The sequence below is a fragment of the Bacteroidota bacterium genome, from assembly GCA_016706255.1.
Classification (GTDB): Bacteria; Bacteroidota; Bacteroidia; order Chitinophagales; family BACL12; genus UBA7236.
Genome location: JADJJZ010000006.1, coordinates 219,934 through 239,860, shown reverse-complemented (window position 1 = coordinate 239,860; position 19,927 = coordinate 219,934). Strand labels below are relative to the sequence as shown.

Annotated in this window: 18 protein-coding genes; 14 read left to right on the top strand and 4 right to left on the bottom strand. The window is 35.6% G+C overall.

The genetic code is table 11. The features are described from left to right. Window positions 1–297: 297 nt before the first annotated feature. The 10 genes from IPI65_09730 to IPI65_09685 all read left to right on the top strand — a co-directional run bounded on the left by IPI65_09730 (window position 298) and on the right by IPI65_09685 (window position 8,778). Entirely contained in the window at window positions 298–933 is a 636-nt protein-coding gene (locus tag IPI65_09730) for a hypothetical protein (protein MBK7441790.1), read from the top strand. A 161-nt stretch (window positions 934–1,094) separates the two neighbouring features. Beyond that, window positions 1,095–1,658: a hypothetical protein gene (locus IPI65_09725; protein ID MBK7441789.1), complete on the top strand. Its 564-nt coding sequence runs from the start codon at window positions 1,095–1,097 to the stop codon at window positions 1,656–1,658. Window positions 1,659–1,844: 186 nt separating this feature from the next. Further along, window positions 1,845–2,558: a hypothetical protein gene (locus IPI65_09720; GenBank protein ID MBK7441788.1), complete on the top strand. Its 714-nt coding sequence runs from the start codon at window positions 1,845–1,847 to the stop codon at window positions 2,556–2,558. Window positions 2,559–2,873: 315 nt separating this feature from the next. Then, window positions 2,874–4,349 (top strand): rhomboid family intramembrane serine protease, encoded by a 1,476-nt coding sequence (locus tag IPI65_09715; GenBank protein ID MBK7441787.1) that lies wholly within the window; start codon window positions 2,874–2,876, stop codon window positions 4,347–4,349. Next, on the top strand, window positions 4,339–4,887 hold the full coding sequence (locus IPI65_09710) for a carboxypeptidase-like regulatory domain-containing protein (protein MBK7441786.1): 549 nt from the start codon (window positions 4,339–4,341) through the stop codon (window positions 4,885–4,887). The genes IPI65_09715 and IPI65_09710 overlap by 11 nt, the downstream gene beginning before the upstream one ends. Before the next feature lie 3 nt (window positions 4,888–4,890). Next, window positions 4,891–5,514, top strand: a complete 624-nt coding sequence (locus tag IPI65_09705) for a hypothetical protein (GenBank protein MBK7441785.1) — start codon at window positions 4,891–4,893, stop codon at window positions 5,512–5,514. Between the two features lie 321 nt (window positions 5,515–5,835). Further along, window positions 5,836–6,387 carry a hypothetical protein gene (locus tag IPI65_09700; protein MBK7441784.1) on the top strand — a complete coding sequence of 184 codons (552 nt, stop codon included), beginning with the start codon at window positions 5,836–5,838 and terminating at the stop codon, window positions 6,385–6,387. A gap of 127 nt (window positions 6,388–6,514) precedes the next feature. Then, window positions 6,515–6,907: a hypothetical protein gene (locus tag IPI65_09695; protein MBK7441783.1), complete on the top strand. Its 393-nt coding sequence runs from the start codon at window positions 6,515–6,517 to the stop codon at window positions 6,905–6,907. A gap of 22 nt (window positions 6,908–6,929) precedes the next feature. Then, window positions 6,930–7,853 (top strand): ATP-grasp domain-containing protein, encoded by a 924-nt coding sequence (locus IPI65_09690; protein ID MBK7441782.1) that lies wholly within the window; start codon window positions 6,930–6,932, stop codon window positions 7,851–7,853. A 67-nt stretch (window positions 7,854–7,920) separates the two neighbouring features. Then, complete coding sequence (locus IPI65_09685; protein MBK7441781.1) at window positions 7,921–8,778, top strand: T9SS type A sorting domain-containing protein; 858 nt, start codon at window positions 7,921–7,923, stop codon at window positions 8,776–8,778. A gap of 248 nt (window positions 8,779–9,026) precedes the next feature. On the opposite strand, the gene IPI65_09680 is transcribed toward IPI65_09685, so the two are convergent. Continuing rightward, window positions 9,027–9,530: a hypothetical protein gene (locus IPI65_09680; protein ID MBK7441780.1), complete on the bottom strand. Its 504-nt coding sequence runs from the start codon at window positions 9,528–9,530 to the stop codon at window positions 9,027–9,029. Window positions 9,531–9,705: 175 nt separating this feature from the next. Between IPI65_09680 and IPI65_09675 the strand changes: the two genes are divergently transcribed. The 4 genes from IPI65_09675 to IPI65_09660 all read left to right on the top strand — a co-directional run bounded on the left by IPI65_09675 (window position 9,706) and on the right by IPI65_09660 (window position 16,186). Beyond that, window positions 9,706–10,287, top strand: coding sequence for a TetR/AcrR family transcriptional regulator (locus tag IPI65_09675; protein ID MBK7441779.1), 582 nt, complete (start codon window positions 9,706–9,708; stop codon window positions 10,285–10,287). A gap of 574 nt (window positions 10,288–10,861) precedes the next feature. Next, window positions 10,862–12,691 carry a 2-oxoacid:acceptor oxidoreductase subunit alpha gene (locus tag IPI65_09670; protein ID MBK7441778.1) on the top strand — a complete coding sequence of 610 codons (1,830 nt, stop codon included), beginning with the start codon at window positions 10,862–10,864 and terminating at the stop codon, window positions 12,689–12,691. Between the two features lie 174 nt (window positions 12,692–12,865). Further along, window positions 12,866–13,888, top strand: coding sequence for a 2-oxoacid:ferredoxin oxidoreductase subunit beta (locus IPI65_09665; GenBank protein ID MBK7441777.1), 1,023 nt, complete (start codon window positions 12,866–12,868; stop codon window positions 13,886–13,888). 228 nt (window positions 13,889–14,116) lie between these two features. Beyond that, the gene (locus tag IPI65_09660) at window positions 14,117–16,186 is read left to right on the top strand and encodes a T9SS type A sorting domain-containing protein (protein MBK7441776.1); all 2,070 of its coding nucleotides are present in this window, start codon (window positions 14,117–14,119) and stop codon (window positions 16,184–16,186) included. A 91-nt stretch (window positions 16,187–16,277) separates the two neighbouring features. On the opposite strand, the gene IPI65_09655 is transcribed toward IPI65_09660, so the two are convergent. The 3 genes from IPI65_09655 to IPI65_09645 all read right to left on the bottom strand — a co-directional run bounded on the left by IPI65_09655 (window position 16,278) and on the right by IPI65_09645 (window position 19,854). After that, entirely contained in the window at window positions 16,278–17,099 is an 822-nt protein-coding gene (locus IPI65_09655) for a PorT family protein (protein MBK7441775.1), read from the bottom strand. Between the two features lie 126 nt (window positions 17,100–17,225). Then, window positions 17,226–18,173, bottom strand: coding sequence for an isopenicillin N synthase family oxygenase (locus IPI65_09650; protein MBK7441774.1), 948 nt, complete (start codon window positions 18,171–18,173; stop codon window positions 17,226–17,228). Between the two features lie 145 nt (window positions 18,174–18,318). After that, entirely contained in the window at window positions 18,319–19,854 is a 1,536-nt protein-coding gene (locus IPI65_09645; GenBank protein ID MBK7441773.1) for an asparagine--tRNA ligase, read from the bottom strand. Window positions 19,855–19,927: the final 73 nt, after the last annotated feature.

The window sequence follows — 19,927 nt, the reverse complement described above, 5'->3', positions numbered from 1 at the left end:
TAATTTTTCTTGGCTTCTCAGGTATGTATTCTAAATCAATTAATTTGCAAAGTTTAATTAAATAGTTAATATATCATGAAGGAATCTCATTTGAAAAAGGGTGCTCATTGAGCAGACCGATTTACGAATAAGTTATATATAGTAGTTTTCCAAAATAGCTGGCGATACACAGGTCTGAAAATTAATCGTTATCTATAAAATTTACAAAACACAAACTTTATTGTTAACTTGCCGTCACATCGTAAGGCTTAAAAACGTTATTAGCAATAGCATGCCCGGTCATAAACAGTCAGAAAAATGACAACGACAAAAATCATAACCAACACAATTTACTTGGGGGCATTTGTCTCTGCTATAATTTTAGACATACCCAATTTTCCGATTTATTTTGGAATCGTTTTTGTAGCTATTCAAGTCATTAATATTTATGCTACGTATGTCATTACAAATAGGGCAATTTCAAATGAATTACAACTTGTTAAAGCAACGTCGCCCTTTACTATAAAAAATTTGATTTTAGCAATTCCTGTGATTTTACTTTATTTAGTTCTTAATCTAATTAACCAATGGTTTTCGACAAATTTTCTGGTAACTTATGTTGCAATTATGCTCCTTTCCGTATCAGTTCAACACTTAATAATAAAAGGTAAAATCACAGCAACATTGTTAATTGACAACAACAAATTAGTCGTTAATGATTTCTTTATTAAAACTTATAATTTGGAAACGTTAACCAAGATTCGCTTTGATGGATTTAACGAGACATATATTGCTGAATTTTCAAATTCCAAAAACTTAAAAATTAAGAAAAAGGATTATATACGAGACGAGTTAGATAATTTCATTGCAATTATGACAACAAAAAGCAATTATAGTGCGGTTTTGTCTGACAATATCAAAACGGAAATTGCTGCACTTAATAATGGGATTTAACATTGCCAATCAGCACCGGAAATTCCGGTATGCAGCAGTTCGCTGCATGGTGAATATTGTTTAATATTAGTTTTTAACATTTAACTTCATCAAAAATCCAGGAAGCAGTTCGGGTTACTTGGAATAGATATTTTAGATTACACAATTCGTTCTCACTAAAAATGAATTACAACTTTTACGCAAATAAAGAAGACAAACTAGAAATCCTTGAATTCATTTTCAAAGAAACAGATCTGCATATTTACGATTTAAGTTCAGCACATGAACAACAGATTTGCCAATACAAAACAGTTGAAGAAATATCTTCAAAATTCGACTTGGTTAATGCGGGCAAATACGAAACAACATTTCAACTTTGGTCACCGAGGCATAAAGGGAAACCTATTTTTAGGAAAATCAATCTTGACCCAAAACGTTGCAATGGGCATACTTATCGTTATTCAACGGATGGATGGGGACTAATACAACTATACTTTGGTGGAATTAGAAATGGCGAACTTTATCAATCACATATTGGTCATTTTAACGAAAAGGGAGCTTTAAAATGGGAAGGCACTAATAAAACAAACGGGTTGGTAAATTTGTGGGATTGGACTGAAATACAGGTTACATCAAGAAAATTAAAATATTATATCCACAACAAATTAGCTGCAAGAAAAATTGATAGTATTGGAGTATTACCCGGGGCAGACAAACTTGAAAAACAAGGAATAAAATTTAGATAAAGTTTTTATGTTCTGCTATCCCCCTTTTGCTAATTTAAAATCGAATTGCAAAATGAATAAGTTAGATTAACGATATGACAAGCGCAGAATTATTTTCTATATAAATTAGATAGACAACATTCACAAAAAGTAAATAATGCCATAAATTGGAACTTAGCCTTCGTATTTAAATTAAAGTATCATCCTATGAAATTATTTAAATCCTCAATTGATGTAATATCAAAACTTGACCAATATTATTCAAATAGCGATTTAAGTTATATTTATAAAATAAACCGCGAAAAATTAGTCAAAATAATAAATACGTTTGAGTTAATTCAAACCACTAATCAGATTACTATTGATGATTGGGATATAATTGAAAAAGGTTTGCATGAAAACTGGTTTGAAATATATTTTACACATGTTGGAGAATATTTAGCATTATTAGAGCCTGAACATCCGGAAATTTCGAAAAGACTTTTAGCTCTTATGGCCTCAAAGAAATACATCATAAGGCGAAATATTGTAGATATCTGCATGCTTTTTATTAACAAAACCTTTTCAAGAGCAATTCTGAAAATTGGAGTTCAGGATAAAAGTTACAGAGTTTTTGAAAATGCATTTTATATAATTTCAACAAATTATATAAATGATACGGAGTTAATGTCACTGGTAAATAATCAGCTTAATTTAATACCGGAATCAGAGCAAAAAAACGATTATTTAAGGAGTTTAGAATTAGTGAAAAAAGGTTATTTAATTAACGCCATTGAAGGAAATAGAATTGAATTTGAAATTGTTATGAACCGTAAACATAACAATGAGTATTTATGTTTTTCAATGCCAAAAGAGGAATTTGAAAAAATAGTCGATATTGAAAAGTATGTTGAAGATGTTCGTATTAAACAAAGAAGGTGAATGGCATAGTATCATGATTCAAGTCTAGAATTTCTAAAAAACCGGATTCCAATTCTGTGCGCATACAATTAACTTTAATTTTTCTACTTGGTATTTGTACCTCTTTATGGGGTATTATTTATATTTATAATTGAACCCGGCATAGCGAGAACATAATAGTTGCAGTATTCCAATTCACTATTTTCCAATAGCTACTATAGCTTTTTTGAAAATATTTTGTTAGTTTTGATATAGCAGTAAAATTAGAGTAGTTTGTTCTGCTCTCTAGAAAACACCTTTATTAAACAGTACAATTAATAACCAGAATTTATAATTATGGCATTCGGTCTTTCTCCAAAACACATTGAGGACTTACCTCTGGACAACTTTACAACAGAACAATTTCTAGTAATAATGCTTGAAGCGGCCCGGAAACTGGAGTGGAATATCAGCTACACCAGTGAAACAGGTTTTATTGCCTTTACAAACTTCTCAATGAGTTCATGGAGCGAAGAAGTGAAAGTAAAAATTGAAGACCAAAGTGCAAATTTAAAAAGTGAATGTACCGGCAACCAAATGGCTGACTTTGGTAAGAATAAGAAAAATATTGAAAGTTTGATTTCGACATTCAATGAATTAAAAAACACATTTTCACTCGAAGAACTAAATCAAAAATACGAAACCCTGAAACCGGATTTAGTTTCAAAAGAACAAGATGTATTAAACCAGCCACCGGCTACAACAAAAGAAAAAATAACGGGTGGTTTTGCAATCTTTAAGCCCACCGATGGTTATTTCATCACCCCTATTTTAATAAATCTGAATATCCTAATTTTTATTTTAATGGTTATTTCAGGTGTTAATTTTATGTTGCCTGATAATGAAAGTTTAATAAAATGGGGAGCCAACTTTCGACCAATTACTTTGGAAGGACAACCCTGGAGAATTATTACTAATTTTTTTCTACATATTGGAGTTCTTCATCTATTAATGAATATGTATGCGCTACTTTACATCGGTTTACTTTTAGAACCGATTTTAGGTAAAACCAGGTTTACTGCAGCTTATCTGTTAACAGGAATAGCAGCTAGCATTGCAAGTTTATGGTGGCACGACATGACGATTAGTGCAGGTGCATCAGGTGCAATTTTTGGCATGTATGGCGTTTTTCTTGCCATGCTCACCACGAACCTGATTGAAAAATCTGCAAGAGCAGCATTGCTTACCAGTATTGGGATATTTGTTGGTTACAATATTCTGAATGGATTGAAGCCGGACAGTGGAATTGACAATGCAGCGCATTTGGGAGGATTAATCAGCGGGCTGGTAATTGGTTATGTTTTTATTCCAAGTGTTAAAAAGCCGGATAATAAAAAATTGGAATTTTCTACCATTGGTTTAATGACTGTTATAATTTTGGTTTCCTCATTTGTAGTTTTTAATAAAATGCCAAACGACATTGGAATCTATGATAAAAAAATTCAAGAATTCATTACAATGGAAACAAAGGCATTAGCAGTTTTTAATTTGCCGGCAAACACACCGAACGAACAAGTAATTAGCGAATTAAAAAACAACGGCATTTACAACTGGAAAGAAAACATAAAACTTATTGATAGCTTTAACGAATTGGATTTACCCCTGGAAATTAGAACAAGGAATAGAATTTTGAGGGAATATTGTGAACTCAGAATAAAGAGTTATGAATTAATTTGCAAAGCAATTTCGGAGGATACTGATCAATATGCAACCCAATTAGAAGATTACGATAATCAGATAACTGCGAAAATAAAACAATTAAGTGAGCAATAAATCCAATAATAAACATGAGCCAAGTTATCGCTGGACCATGAAACATCAACATTTCACATTAACAATAATATTCTTCCTAACCCACCTCAACATTTTCGGACAAACGGGTGTGATTAAGGGACATGTTTACGACAGGTTAGAAAAAAGGGGGTTAGCCTACGCGAACGTGTTGTTGGTAAACACAAATATAGGAACAGCAACAGATTTTGATGGCAATTTTAAAATTGACAGTATCCCAAACGGCATATATGATTTAAGGATAAATTACGTTATTTATGGCGATACTATTTTTAGGGGACTTACAGTAACTGCCGATACAATTCTGACAGTTAATTTAAAGTTTCCACCACCTTGCAAATACGATAAAGTTCGAAAAAACAATCATTGCCCGATTTGTGGTAAAAAAGATAAAGTTATTCCTGTTGTTTATGGCTACCCAATTGGAAAATTGGATAAAAAAAACTATTATTATGCAGGATGTGAAATTACCTATTGCGATCCTGATTGGTATTGCAAAAGAGATAAACATCTGTTTTAAGCAATGAAAAAACAATTTAGAAATATCATTCTAATTTCCACTTTGGTAGTTACCTTAAGTGGTTGCCGACTTATTGGGGCAATGATTATCATGTCGGCTTACAATGCCAAATTAAAAATCAACGACCGTTATGTTCAAAGTTCGAACGGGATGACAAACGGTATAAAATTTGAAAAACTGACCATACTAAAACTAGACGAAGATGGATTACCTGCTGAGTATATCGTTACACAGCGATTTGAATGTTATAATCCCGGTGTGGAAGGGGTGCAGGAATATTGGCCGGATAAAATATATTTCGACAAAGCAAATGGTCATTATAAATGGAGCGCCGACACCGTTGCCATACATTTTTTACAAGTTGGAAATAACAGAGAAGTTATTGTTGATTCAATTGAAAATAAAAACGACCTTAATGATACCCCGGCTGAAAGTATTGATGATTTTGTTAGTGCAATAATCATTGACTCCTACACTGATTATGAAACTTGTCCGGTAGAATTTGAATCCAACACATGGTATTACCTTAACTTTTATGACCCTGCCTTAGCAACTGTATTTTTGTATGTTGAAAGTAAAAATAAAATGCATTTATACAAATTTGGAAGTGGTGTATCGCCAATTTAAATAAAAAAACAAACTAATACATACAAAATAAGACCAATGCCAAAAACCCAATCAGTTTGTTGCTTTACAGTTTTATTCATCACTTTAATGTCATTCAGACAACCTAACAGCGAACGAACAAGGTTAAGCAAATCGCAAGCTGAACAAGAGCTCAAATCGCCATTAAGTGAGGAATCACAACACAATGTAATAGACTACAAATAATTAATCATTAAAGACAGCTCTAGTATATTAAGTATTGTAGAACCCATTATTTTCAACATATCAAACTAAGAGTTTTAAGACCAATAAAGCCATATCTCAGACAAAATTTATCATCAAATGAAAATACTAAACCAATTAAACTTAGAAGAAAGCGTGAAGCTGGAAAAGCTTGTTTATAAAGAAAATTGGTTAAATAAAATTGATACCATAGCAGTTTATTTCATATTTGGGTGTTTTATGATTGCACCTCTTCTAATATATGTTGGACAAATTCGCAATCAGGGCCACGTTGGAATTTTTTATAACCTTTTATTTGTAATTACCATTTTTGGAGCTTATGTAATATACAGAAAAGCTACAGAGAGGAAATTAATAAAAATTATCAGCAATTTTAAACTTCCGGATATTAAAATACGTGTTAGCAATTATAGTAGAGAGGAGAATTTTGCTGAATACAGAGCATTTAAAAGTGTAATGGTTTACACTGCAGATGCGGATTTCAATATAAGCTCCAACTTCAAAATTTATTATATCTTTATTTTAAAAGACAATTTAGTGCTCTTTACAATTATTAAAGAACAATTTAAATTAAATGTACCAATACTATTTACACATTTGAAAGTTAAAAAAGATTTAACAAAAATACTAAATGCTAAAAGCAAGCAATAACAAAGAAAATGTATGTTAAAATGGCGGTTGAATTCATATATCTTAGAAAAATGACACGAAACCAGAATTTTCGGACATCGCAAATAGAAATAAATTCTTAACAAGATTAAAATTTTGGAGAAACCAAATGATTCCGAAAATAACTTATATAGATGAAATTGAATTTAACAACGCGCCTGGCATTTATAAATTAATTAGCCATGAATACAACCATAAATTTGCCTCAGTTGAAATAAACAATTCTAAATACTACTTGGGTTGGCAAAGTAGCAGCATTGAGGTGGAAATTTTATATATTAAAGAGCATAATTTCCTTCTTTTTGGGGTGGATTTGCAGGTAACAGTTTTTAGCCTAACAACAAATCGTATTGTTTTTTCACTTGGCACCTCAACATATTTTCTATGTTTTACGGACAGAGACAGAATATCATTTGTCATTAACACACAAATTCAGGATATTGTCATTAATAAAAACAGTTTGAGCATTAGTCAAATTATTGGACATGATTTAATATTTTAATTTTAAAATAGAGAATAAAAAAATGTCAATGCAACCACACATTCTATTTTGTGAAAATCCGATTCAATCGAATCTGGTTGATGAGGATTTTAATGACCAATTTGTTTCGGCAAGTGAAAATGGATTTAAAACACTTTTGTTTAATTATGACGACTTAATAAGTGCCGACAGATGGTCAATTGCAACCAACCGAATAAAACAAAATGAAGAAATAGCCAGCGTGATTTATAGAGGCTGGATGTTGACTCCAGCGCAATATAAAATACTTTATAATCAGTTATTGTCAAAAAATTATAAACTGATTAACACAGTTGAAGAATATCAAAATTGCCATTATTTGCCTGATAGTTTAAAATTTATTAAAAGTAGAACGCCACATACGATTTTTGAAAACTATGAAGATGAAAGTAGTATAGAGACCTTAATAGAAAAATCGAAAATATTTGGAGATAAAGCTGTTATATTGAAGGACTATGTGAAATCTGAAAAACACCATTGGGAAACTGCGTGTTACGTTAAACATGCTTCTGACATAAATAAACTAAAACAATCGATACGTAAACTTATAGAACTCCGCGACAAATATTTAAACGAAGGAATCGTAATCAGGGAGTTTGTGGAACTTAACGATTTAACCATTCATTCAAAAAGCGGGATGCCATTAACAGAAGAATATCGGTTATTTTTTTTCAATAAAAAATTGGTAGGCATATATAACTATTGGGAGGAGGGTGAATACAGTTTCCCTAAGCCGGATATAATAGAATTTGAGGAAATTGCAAAAGGCGTGGAAAGTAATTTTTTCAGCATGGACATAGCCCGACAAAAAACTGGAGCGTTAATTATTATAGAACTAGGAGATGGGCAAGTATCAGGACTTCCTGATAGTGCAGATAGAAATGAATTTTATAAAATGCTTAAATTAGGCTTTACCTCACATCATTAAAAAGCCAAGGCAATGTATTGCAAGCCGGATTTATATTATATTTGATGTTTAATGCCCCAAACCTTAAATGAGCAATAAGACTTTTTCAGTGTTACAATATTCTTCCGTTGCCACTGCATTATTGGCAATAAGTAACGATATAAACGCACAAATTATTTATGAAGATGTTAATCCGGATTTAGTTTATGGTGATGATATTCTTATTGATTTGGATTTAGATGGCAATAATGATTTCCGCTTTACTAAATCGCATTTTTGGGACTCTACCTTGGGTTATGACCACTGCTATACTGTTGATCAGTTTGGTGTGATTCCGGTGGGTGATGGAAATGCTATAGTTGGCGTGGACCCTTCTTATGGTTCCTGCTGGGCTAACCGATTAGATTCAGGTTATTTAATTAATTCCTCAGCACAATTTGTTTCCGGTCAATATTTAGGTATTACTAAAAAACATCGGGAGGTGGATTGTGATTTTGCATCATCTATTATTGAAGATTGGCATTTTTCTTCACAATCGCCTGCAATTACTGAAGCAGACTTGCTACTTGGGTTCAGGTTAAATATTGATAATTGTTATTACCATGGATGGATGAGGTACGCCATAATTGATTCCGTAGAATTTATTAGTATTAAAGATTATGCCTTTAACACTGATTGTGGGCATGGTATTTATGCCGGAAAAATTAAAAGCGATGTGTCTACACTTACTGCGACATATAGCGGAAATGTAATATCGATTAACATTCCAGATAAAATGATTAATTCCGATATCTCTATTTATGCTATTACCGGGCAACTAATTTTCAACGACAAAATAGAAAATATTAACACTTCAATTTCTGCTGATATTTTTTTAAACGGTATTTATATTATTGTTGTTCAGAACGATAAATTTCGTTATGTAAATAAATTAAGTATCTATTAGTAGCCATGCCAAGGGTAAGTTTCAGTATGTAATGTTTAATAAATTTAATACTTACCCTTAGAAATACGTATTAAATATATTAAGGTTTAAATATAGTTTCCGACAATTTCTTTAGCGGTAGCTTCATATTTACACACAAACCTCGGGAAAGCGATTGCAGTAGAAAACCCGCATCCGCTTCGTTGGAGAGGATTTGCAGCGTAAAGCGCTGTGCTGCAGCAGAACCGGATGTAAAACTTCAGCCTATTTTAAGCGTATAAATAAGGTTCATTGTTGATTGTTAACTGCCTTATGTTTTCCAATACATGTTGCATATATTTTTTCCAAAAAATATTGGTAAATAGCCAATTTAATGGATATAATAATGGATTTCTTGAATACATGGTATAGGTGTATTCGATTTTAATTTTATTCGGTTCAAGTGTAGTGGTTTTCCACTCGCCTACAAACTTGTAAAATCCAAGCATCCAAGCCTGAAAGTTGTTTATTTCTATTTTCCAATAGGAATTTTCAATGCGTTCAATAACATTGTCTACAGAGCCAAACCCACCTTTATGTGTGAGCGATTTTGCTACAAAAACCTTTTTGTTTGAGCCCGGCTTGCCCCAATTTTCGTCGTTTGTAGTTTGAATAACTTTTGGCATTAGCCCAAAACCGGTATGAACTTTTGTAACATCGCAAAGCATAGGTGTTTTAAAGGCCCGCTCTAGTGAACAGTCAAAGGTGTCGGTGATTTTTATTTTCGTTTGCATTGCTTTTTTTAAGGCAAAGGTACATAATATTTTACAAATTAGCTCAAATGAGCTAATTTTTTTAAAAGGTATTTATACCGGGCTAATTGGCTGAGCACTGTGCTTTACTATAGGTATTTCAAATTCATTAAACCTGTTTTCCGTAATTTTACAGGCAAAATAATTTTCTTACCCGTTGAAAAATGAGATTCTAAAACATGCTGTTACCTTGTTTAATGAGCAGGGTATCAATAAAACCAGCTTTCGAGATATTGCGGAAAGTTTGCAGATAAGCGACGGGCATGTTCGATATTATTTTAAAACAAAAGAAATTTTATTGATGTCCATATTTGACCAATTGGACCATGAAATAATTGAGGCTGCTAAAATCCCGGCGCAACTTGAACAGGATATATATGCTTTGCTGATGCTTAATATTGAACAAATATTTCAGTTAGCAGTAAAGTATCGATTTTTATTTGTGGAATCGCCAAAAACGATTGGTCAGTACCCCAACCTGCTAAAATCATATAGGAACTTAATGGGACGAAGAAAGGAAATGATTTATGGTGCATTTAAAGCATTTGATGAAATGCACTTATTTCATTCCGGTTTTGATTTACAGGCCCGGGAATATGCATTCTATACCATTTTCATAGTTTCTGACGGATGGATGAGAACTTTTTTGCTCACTAATACAAAAGAACCCGATAAAAAGGCAATCAAATTTCATAGTAATTTAATTATGCAAATTTTAAAGCCATACTTAAAAATTTAATTGAGTTAAGTTTAAACTGATTTTAATTTAATCAGCAATTAAAAGTATTGACTGAAGCTTTTAATGATATTTTCTGACTGGTAATTCAGCAAAAATCAAAAAAACAAATCTGACAAATTTACAGGAAGGTTTTTTCATGCACTTTTGCCCTTTAAATTTTCGATTTTAAATCCAAAATATAATTGTAACAAAAGTGTAAGCGGTTAAGCTATATTTATTAATGCTACTTTTTGAGTCCCTAAAACCTTCCAGGTTTAAACCTGGAAGGTTTTAGGGACTCTGACAAATTTGCAGTCGCCGAAAAACGAAAAAAAGACCTCAAAACCCCGGGCAAGCGATTGCAGCGGAAAACCCGCATCCCGCTTTTTCTGCGGGAGAGGATTTGGAGCGTAAAGCGCGGTGCCGCAGCAGGATGTTTGCTTCGGAGGAAAAAGGCACTGCGGCATGCCCCCAAATTGCCTTTAGTTGCCTGTGTTTTTCCTTTTATTTAATCACCATTTTTGTTACCACAATTCCTTAACTTAGCGCCCCGAAGCGGTTGGCGATATGGCCACCGAAACAATTGAAATTAAATATGAATATTACAACGCTTGAAGATGTAGTCATCAAATTTGCCGGCGATAGTGGTGACGGTATGCAGCTTACCGGTGGGCAGTTTACAACTAACACTGCACTTTTAGGGGCCGATTTGGCCACATTTCCTGACTTTCCTGCCGAAATTCGTGCACCAATAGGTACTTTGCCGGGTGTTTCGGGTTTTCAGTTACACTTTGGCAGCCGCAAAATTTACACGCCGGGCGATGCCTGTGATGTGCTGGTTGCCATGAACGTAGCCGCTTTAAAGGTGAACTTATACGCACTGAAAAAAGGCGCTATTGTAATAGCCAATACAGATGGTTTTGACTCAAGAAACATGCGCCTCGCCAATGCGGAAACCAATCCGCTGGAAGATGGTACACTGGATGGCTATCAGGTTATTAAAATTGACGTTACGAAACTTACCCGCGAAGCCCTCTCCGATATCACGATGGGTGTGAAGGAGAAGGATCGTTGTAAAAATATGTTTGTGCTCGGCTTTTTATACTATATGTATAGCCGCACACTTGAATCGACTGAACGATTTTTAACATCGAAATTCAGTAAAAAACCGGATGTGCTGGAAGCCAACGTGCGCGCACTGAAAGCCGGTTATAACTATGCTGATACCGTTGAAGTTTTTGCTTCTCGTTATAAAGTGGAAGCTGCAAAACTGGATCCGGGCACTTACCGCAGTATAATGGGTAATGAGGCTGCCGCCATGGGTTTTGTTGCCGCCAGTAAAAAATGCGGATTACCATTGTTTTTAGGCTCATACCCTATTACGCCGGCATCGGACATTTTACATGCCCTTGCTGCGAATAAAAACTTTGGTGTGCGCACTTTTCAGGCAGAAGATGAAATTGCTGCCATTTGTTCATCAATAGGCGCCGCTTTTGGTGGTCACCTTGCATTAACTACTACTTCAGGTCCGGGTGTTGCCCTTAAAGGTGAAGCGATGGGTCTTGCAGTAATGCTGGAAATGCCGTTGGTGGTTGTGAATATTCAGCGCGCAGGTCCGTCAACCGGTATGCCTACCAAGACAGAACAAGCCGATTTGTTACAGGCATTATACGGCAGAAACGGCGAATGTCCGATGCCGGTTATTGCTGCTGCTCGTCCGAGTGATGCATTTGATGTTGCATTTGAATCGTGCCGCATAGCCTTACAACACATGACTCCGGTTATGATGTTGAGCGATGGTTATATTGCCAATGGTGCTGAACCTTGGAAATTCCCGAAATCGGCAGACCTTCCTGAAATAAAAGTGGAATTTGCTAAACCGATTGAAGATGGTTCGCCATATTTACCATACAAACGCGATGAAAAACTAAGTCGCCCTTGGGCAATTCCGGGCACCAAAGGTTTGGAACACCGCATTGGTGGTTTAGAAAAAGCAAATGAAACAGGTAACATTTCATACGACGCCGATAACCATGAATTTATGGTGAAATTGCGCGAAGAAAAAGTTGAACGTATTGCTGATTATATTCCATTACAAACAATTGAGAGTGGTCCTTCAAAAGGAAAAGTTTTAGTTGTTGGATGGGGTTCAACTTACGGCTCAATTCAAAGTGCTGTTAACCATTTATTAGCCGATGGTTATGAAGTTGCGCACGCACATATTCGTTATTTAAAACCTTTCCCTAAAAATTTAGGTGAAATTTTATTCAGCTACGATAAAGTAATTGTTCCTGAAATTAACAACGGACAATTAGTGAAGGTATTAAGAGATAAATATATGATACCTGCTATTCCGTACAATAAAATTAAAGGAACACCGATTACGAGTGGTGAGTTGATTGAGGCGATTATGGAGTTAATGTGATAATGTGCTGATGTGCTGATGTGCTAATGTGCTAATGTGCTGATTAAACAGCCGGTTTTGAGGTTAGATGGAATGAGAATTTTTAAAGTTCATTTTGATACAACAGCAAATTGATTAAAAAAAATTAAATTAAAAATATTCACTTCGGTGAATGGAAAAAAATAAAAAAATATTATGAGCGAAACGATTCAATTAACGGCGAAAGATTTTGCGACTGACCAGGAAGTTAGGTGGTGTCCCGGTTGTGGAGATTATTCTATTTTAAAACAGGTGCATACTGTGTTACCACAATTGGGTATTCCGCGTGAGAATATTGTTGTAGTATCGGGTATCGGTTGTTCTTCGCGTTTTCCTTATTATACCAATACATTTGGAATGCACAGTATTCACGGTCGCGCTACTGCAGTTGCGTCCGGATTAAAGGCTGCGCGTCCTGATTTAAGTGTTTGGATTGTTACAGGTGACGGTGATGGTTTATCAATTGGTGGTAATCACATGATTCACTTATTACGCAGAAATTTTAACGTGAACGTTTTATTGTTCAACAATGAAATTTACGGATTAACAAAAGGACAATATTCACCAACATCACCATTAGGAAAAGTTGCGAAATCAACACCAATGGGTTCGGTTGATCATCCGTTTAATCCTGCTGCTTTAGCACTTGGTGCTGATGCAACATTTGTTGCAAGAAGTATGGATCGCGACCCTGCACATTTACAGGAATCGTTAATTCGTGCTAATGCACATAAAGGCACATCGTTTTTAGAAATCTACCAAAACTGTAACATTTTTAATGATGGTGCATTTGAGGTATTTACTGAAAAAGCGAACAAAAAAACAAACGATTTATTTGTGCGTCACGGTCAGCCATTAGTATTTGGCGAAACCGATAACTGGGGTATTAAATTAGACGGATTTACACCTGTTGCCGTAGATTTGAATGCCGGTTATACGAAAGATGATTTGTGGATTCACGATGAAACTGATATTTATAAAGCGCAAATTTTAGCGCGAATTTTTGATAACCCTGCTATTGACGGTCATTTACCTCGTCCGTTCGGCGTATTTTATGCTACCGACAAACGTGCTACTTATGAGGATTTGATGAACGAACAGTTAAACGCTGCCTTAGGAAAAGGTGAAGGCGATTTAGATAAACTGATTCGTGGTTCAGAAACCTGGGAAATTAAATAAAACATTACAACCAACCCCGGCAGCGAAAGTTGCCGGGGTTTTTTTATGCCTTTTTGTGAAGATGGGCGAGCCGGCTTTTTTGCAAATAAATTGCCATTTTGTGACATCTTATTTAATAAAATAATTGCCATAATAATCTCATAAACCTGTAGGTTTTTGGGACATATTTAAAATATTGTTAACTTTCGTCACCTTTCAAAAAGGCATTAACCTCATCAACTAATTAATATGAAAAAATTATTACTCCTTTTTATGGCTGCGGCGCCATTTGTAGCTTACAATCAGTGCACCGTAACCAATGCAACGGATTGTCACTGTCTCGACGGAACAAATGATTGCGATTTATTACCTGACATGACAGCTTCTTACGACCATCTTGCAGAACCTGAAAACACGGTTGAAAACCCTGGTCAGATTTTGTTGGGTGTTGGTACGCCAAACATCGGCCACGGCCCGTTGCGCGTTGTAGCAACCGACTATTATGTATGTGGTGGCGATACGATTTACAGTCCGGGCGGATTAAGTTTATGTGACGACGGTTCTGCTCCAAAACAGATTATTAATCAGCGCATTTATCATAAAAGCGGTGAAACAATGACCAATTGGGAAAAAGCTGCGGGAACAATGACTTACCACCCTGACCACGGTCACTTCCATACTGACAACTGGGGTGTTTATACTTTACGTAAACCAATTGATGGTGTAGAAGATCCTACCGAATGGCCGATACTTGGTTACGGTACTAAAATGGGATTTTGTTTAATGGATTTGGCCAACTGTGCTTCTCCAAGTAACTACGGTTATTGTCGTGAAGATGATGGTACTGTTGTAACAAATACTATTGAAAATTACGGTTTAGGTGGTGGCGGATATAATTGCGCTATTACCAATCAGGGTATTTCTGTTGGTTATTTAGATATTTATGATTACTACCTTGATGGTATGGAAATCGTATTACCAGAAGGTGTTTGTAACGGCGATTATTATATTGTTGTTGAAATTGACCCTAACGGAAATTATATTGAAGAAAGTGATAACAATAACGTAATTGCAGTTCCAATTACGTTAACTGAACAACCTGAAGTTTTAACTGAATTAAATATTAATTCAACAGGTGGTTCTGAATTAGAAACAGGTGTTTTAACAATTTGTGCAAGCGAAGTTGTTGAATTAAGTGTTTCTCCAATTGGAACAGCTTATAACTGGTCGAGTGGTGAAACAACAAATGCGATTACGATTACTGAACCCGGTACATATTATTGTTTTGTTGAACGTGAATGTGGTGATATTTATACTGATACTATTGTTGTAGAAATGATTGAAAGCACAATGGCATCAATTGATCCTGCTGATGTAGTTTGTATTGGTTCTGCAACTGAATTAACTGCAACAGGTGATGGTGTTATTAACTGGTATAATGCTCCGGTTGGTGGAACATTATTAGGCACAGGTTCAACATTAACTACAGCAGCATTATTTGAAAATACTTCTTTTTATGCTGAGAATGTAACTGAAATTACCAGTGCAATTGACACTTATGTTGGTCAGCCAAACCATGAGGGTTCTGATTACAGCACAGGTTCTCCTTATAACGGATATGAAGTATTTGATGTGTTAGAAGATTTTACATTAGAAAGTGTAAAAGTATATACTGATTATCCGGGCGATCGTACTATTGAAGTGCGCAATGCAGCGGGAACTGTTGTAAATTCATTAACCGTAAATATTCCATCAGGAACAACAGTTATTGATTTAGGATTTGATATTCCGGTTGGCAGCAACTATCGTTTAGGCACAAGTGATGCTACTAATACTGCAACATTTGGCGATATTTCTCCGAAATTAAAACGCAGTACTGCAGGAACAAGTTATCCGTATAATGTTGATGGTTTAGTAAGTATTACCAACAGTAGTTTTGATGAATCACGCTGGTATTATTTCTACGACTGGCACGTAACAGGTAACAGCATTTTTGCTTGCCCGAGCGTTAGATCAGGTGTAGAAGTTGAAGTAAAAGTTTGTTCATCAATAGGAGAAATTTCATCATTAAATTCATTTGAAGTTTATCCGAATCCGAGCGAAGGAATGTTTACTGTAGAATTAAATACAGCACCGGTTGATGCAGTAGATATTATTGTAACAAATATTACTGGTCAGCAGGTTTACAGCAAAAACATCAGCAATGCAAATGGTGTAATTGCAGTTCCTGTAGATTTAAGCAATCAGAGTTCAGGTGTTTATATGGTAAAAGTTAGCTGCAACGGACATGTTGTAAGTTCGAATGTAGTTGTAGAATAATCAGAAAATATTATTAATAGAAAAAGCCGCGTTTAGTTAGACGCGGCTTTTTCTATTATAGTAAGTTCAATAAATTTATTTCAGGAATAAATTAATCGGCGATTAATAAATAATGAATACCAACTGATATACCACCAAATGCATTTCTTGAAGCGCCGGTATAATCGGTAGTTTCGATATCTTTTCTTCTTTCTCTTGTTGGTGCAGAATTAATATCTGTTAATCCGTAATAAAATTTTGCAGCAGGTGTAATATATAATTGTTTAGTTACAAAAATATCTGCACCGAGGTCGAGGGTAAATCCTAAATCGAAACCTGAAAAATATGCATCTGCTGATTCATTTTCTGCAGTTAGTGAAAATTCAGGTACCATATAGTCAATTGTTTCACCAGGAATAGTATATATCGTTCCGGTAAATGCAGTATCGGCTTCATAACTCATACTTGCTGCAGATAAAAATCCGAAAGAAGGACCTGCCATTGCGTGAAAAGAAATCATTTGTTTTTTTGTTCTTGTACTTTGGTAACGGAACATGATTGGAATTTGCACATAGTTTAATCCAACGTAACGGTAAGTTTCAACTTTTTCAGGTTTGTTATCACCGTTTGCATCGATATTGCAAAAGTCTTTAGATATATCAAAATAATCCTGACCCATGGTTGCATAATTGAGGTCTACCTGAATACCCATGGTATTCGTAAAATTATATCCAATTGCCAATCCGGTTGAAAAACCAAAGGTTCTGGAATAATCCAGTTCCTGAAAACCATAATTGTTTTGATTCAGAATCCAGGTACTATTAAATCCGCCTTGTAAACCAAGGTGCAATCCAACAACATCTACAACTCCTTTTTGTGCATTTGCAGTGCCTAATAAGGCAACAAAGCTGAGTAGGCTTATTAATTTTTTCATAATTCGGGTTTTAAAAAATATTTTAGGTTAGGCAAAAATAGCAGAAATCTTTTTCGATTTGCATAGGTACAACACTTGCTCCATATAAAAGCAACAAAAAAATGGCAAAATGTGACAGGCTAAAAATTACTTTTTCAACCCGATTTCCCTTAAACGTTCATCCAGATATTCGCCGGCAGTAATTGGTTCGTATGCAAGCGGATTGGATTCGGTAACACAATCGGCCAGGCAATTGAGGCTCATTTCTGATTTCGGATGAAGGAAAAATGGAATTGAAAAACGTGGTGTATGCCATTTTTCACGCGGCGGGTTTACAACACGGTGGGTGGTTGAGCGCAGAACGTTATTGGTAAGCCTTTGCAGCATGTCGCCAACGTTCACAACAATTTCGGTTGGAGCGGTTTTAACGGCAACCCAGTTTCCTGCAGTATCCATCACTTCCAGTCCGTCGGCAGAAGCGCCTACCAGCAGGGTAATTAAATTAATATCCTCATGTTGCTCGGCGCGAATTGCAGAGGCAGGCTCCTGCGTAATTGGCGGATAATAAATTGCCCTGAGAATGGAATTTCCGTTATGTATTTTTTCGTCGAAATAATGTTCATCTAACCCCAAAAACAACGCAAGCGATTGTAATAATGAGCGACCTGATTTTTCAAATCCTCTATATAAATTGTAACCCAAATCATTAAATGCTGCAATCTCTTTTACCTTAACATTTGCAGGATAATTATCTGCAACCACTTCACCATCTTCAATGGTTTGCCCAATTTGCCAAAACTCTTTCAAATCGCCTGCGCTGCTGTTTTTTGCGTGTTCTTTTCCGAAAGAGGTAAATCCGCGCTGCCCTGCTAATCCGGGTACTTCATATTGCAGTTTCACTTCATCGGGCAAGGCAAAAAATTGTTCCACTGCCTTATAAAAATCGTCGACCAATTGTTGGTTGATGCCATGATTTTGCACGGCAACAAAGCCCACTTCCTGGTATGCTTTACCAAGGCTTTGTACGAAATTATTTTTCCTTTCTGCATCGCCCGATAAAAAATCGGCGAGATTTACGGTAGGTATGGTATTCATTGTGGCGGTTTTTGCAATGCAAGTATAATGAATATTGGGGAATGGGATTTTGTCGATAGGATATATCGATAAAAAAGGCATGCTAAGCCGGGTGAATGTTGATTCGCCCGTACTTGCTTATACAATGATAAATCCCTTTATTTGATTATGGTTCGAGGCGACCGTAAAAACGTGGGAAAGGAATTGCTTCGCGGATATGTGTTGCGCCGCTGATCCATAACACCATACGTTCTAAACCTAATCCAAAACCTGCGTGCGGAACGGTTCCGTATTTGCGTAAATCTAAATACCAGTCGAATGCTTCCACCGGTAATTGTTCATGTTTAATACGCTCGAGCAACATTTCATAATTGTCTTCACGTTCGGCACCACCAACTATTTCACCATAACCTTCAGGTGCTAAAACGTCAACACCTTTTACATAACGCGGATCGTTCGGGTCGCGCTTCATATAAAATGCCTTAACGGCTGCAGGCCAGTTGTACACCATGATTGGGCAGGCGAATAAACGTGTCAAAACTGTTTCATCGCTACCACCAAAGTCGTTGCCGTGCACAAAATTTCTTGCAGAATTTAACCATTGTGGAATATTATCTGCTTTTTCCTGCAAGTCTTTTATTTCGTTTTTAAGTGTATCGATTTTGTTTTTATTAAAATTAATTTCACCTGCTTTTAAAGCACCGGAAGCAATTTTATTTTCGCGTTCGGTAATTTCATTTTGTAAGCCGGCAATTTTTTCATTTAATTCTTTCAAATCATTTTCCAGCGTTACAATACTGTTTTTTCCATCTACATCTTTTTCACCGCGAATAATGGCCACTGCATCATCGTAATGAATTCTTGGAAACTGCATTTTAATTGCATTTTGCAGAAAATCGGTATTGCGCTCTAAAATGGTGAGTTCTTCTTTACAAAACTCAGTAACATCTGCCACCACAAATTTTAAAAATTGCTCGATCAGGTCCATGTTCATGTCCAGATTATAAAACGCCATTTCGGGTTCTATCATCCAGAATTCAGACAAGTGACGACGGGTTTTTGATTTTTCGGCGCGGAATGTTGGTCCGAACGTATAAATTTTGCCGTGTGCAAATGCCAGTGCTTCACCATATAACTGACCACTTTGACTTAAATAAGCGGGACGGCCATAAAAGTCGGTTTCAAACAAAGTTGATGTGCCTTCGCAGGCGTTGCCGGTAAAAATCGGCGCATCCATTTGCAGAAAATCGTTTTGCTGAAAAAAGTTGTGAATCGCAAAAATTACGCGATTACGGACGCGCATCATCGCCCACTGTTTTTTACTTCTCAGCCAGAGGTGACGGTTGTCTACTAAAAATTCAACACCGTGTTCTTTTTTTGAAATCGGGTATTCATCTGCAACCTGAATTATTTCGATATTGGAAATTTGCATTTCGTAACCACCAATCTGGCGTTCATCTTTAACCACAGTTCCTGTAAGGGTTACAGAACTTTCCATGGTAAGGCGTTTTGCAGCCTCAAACTGTTCGGCGCTCAATTTTGCGGCGTCGGCCACACATTGTGTAAACCCGCTGCCATCGCGCATTACTAAAAATACAAGTCCTTTGCTGTCGCGTTTATTACTCACCCACCCTTTGATGGTTACTTCACGGTTTTCATACTGACTGAATTCTCTGATGTATTGAAATTTTTCAATTCGCATGCTAAAAAAGATTAAGGGTGCAAAATTACAATGAATTTTCCGTGAAATCCACCCCTGTTGGTGTTTTCATTAA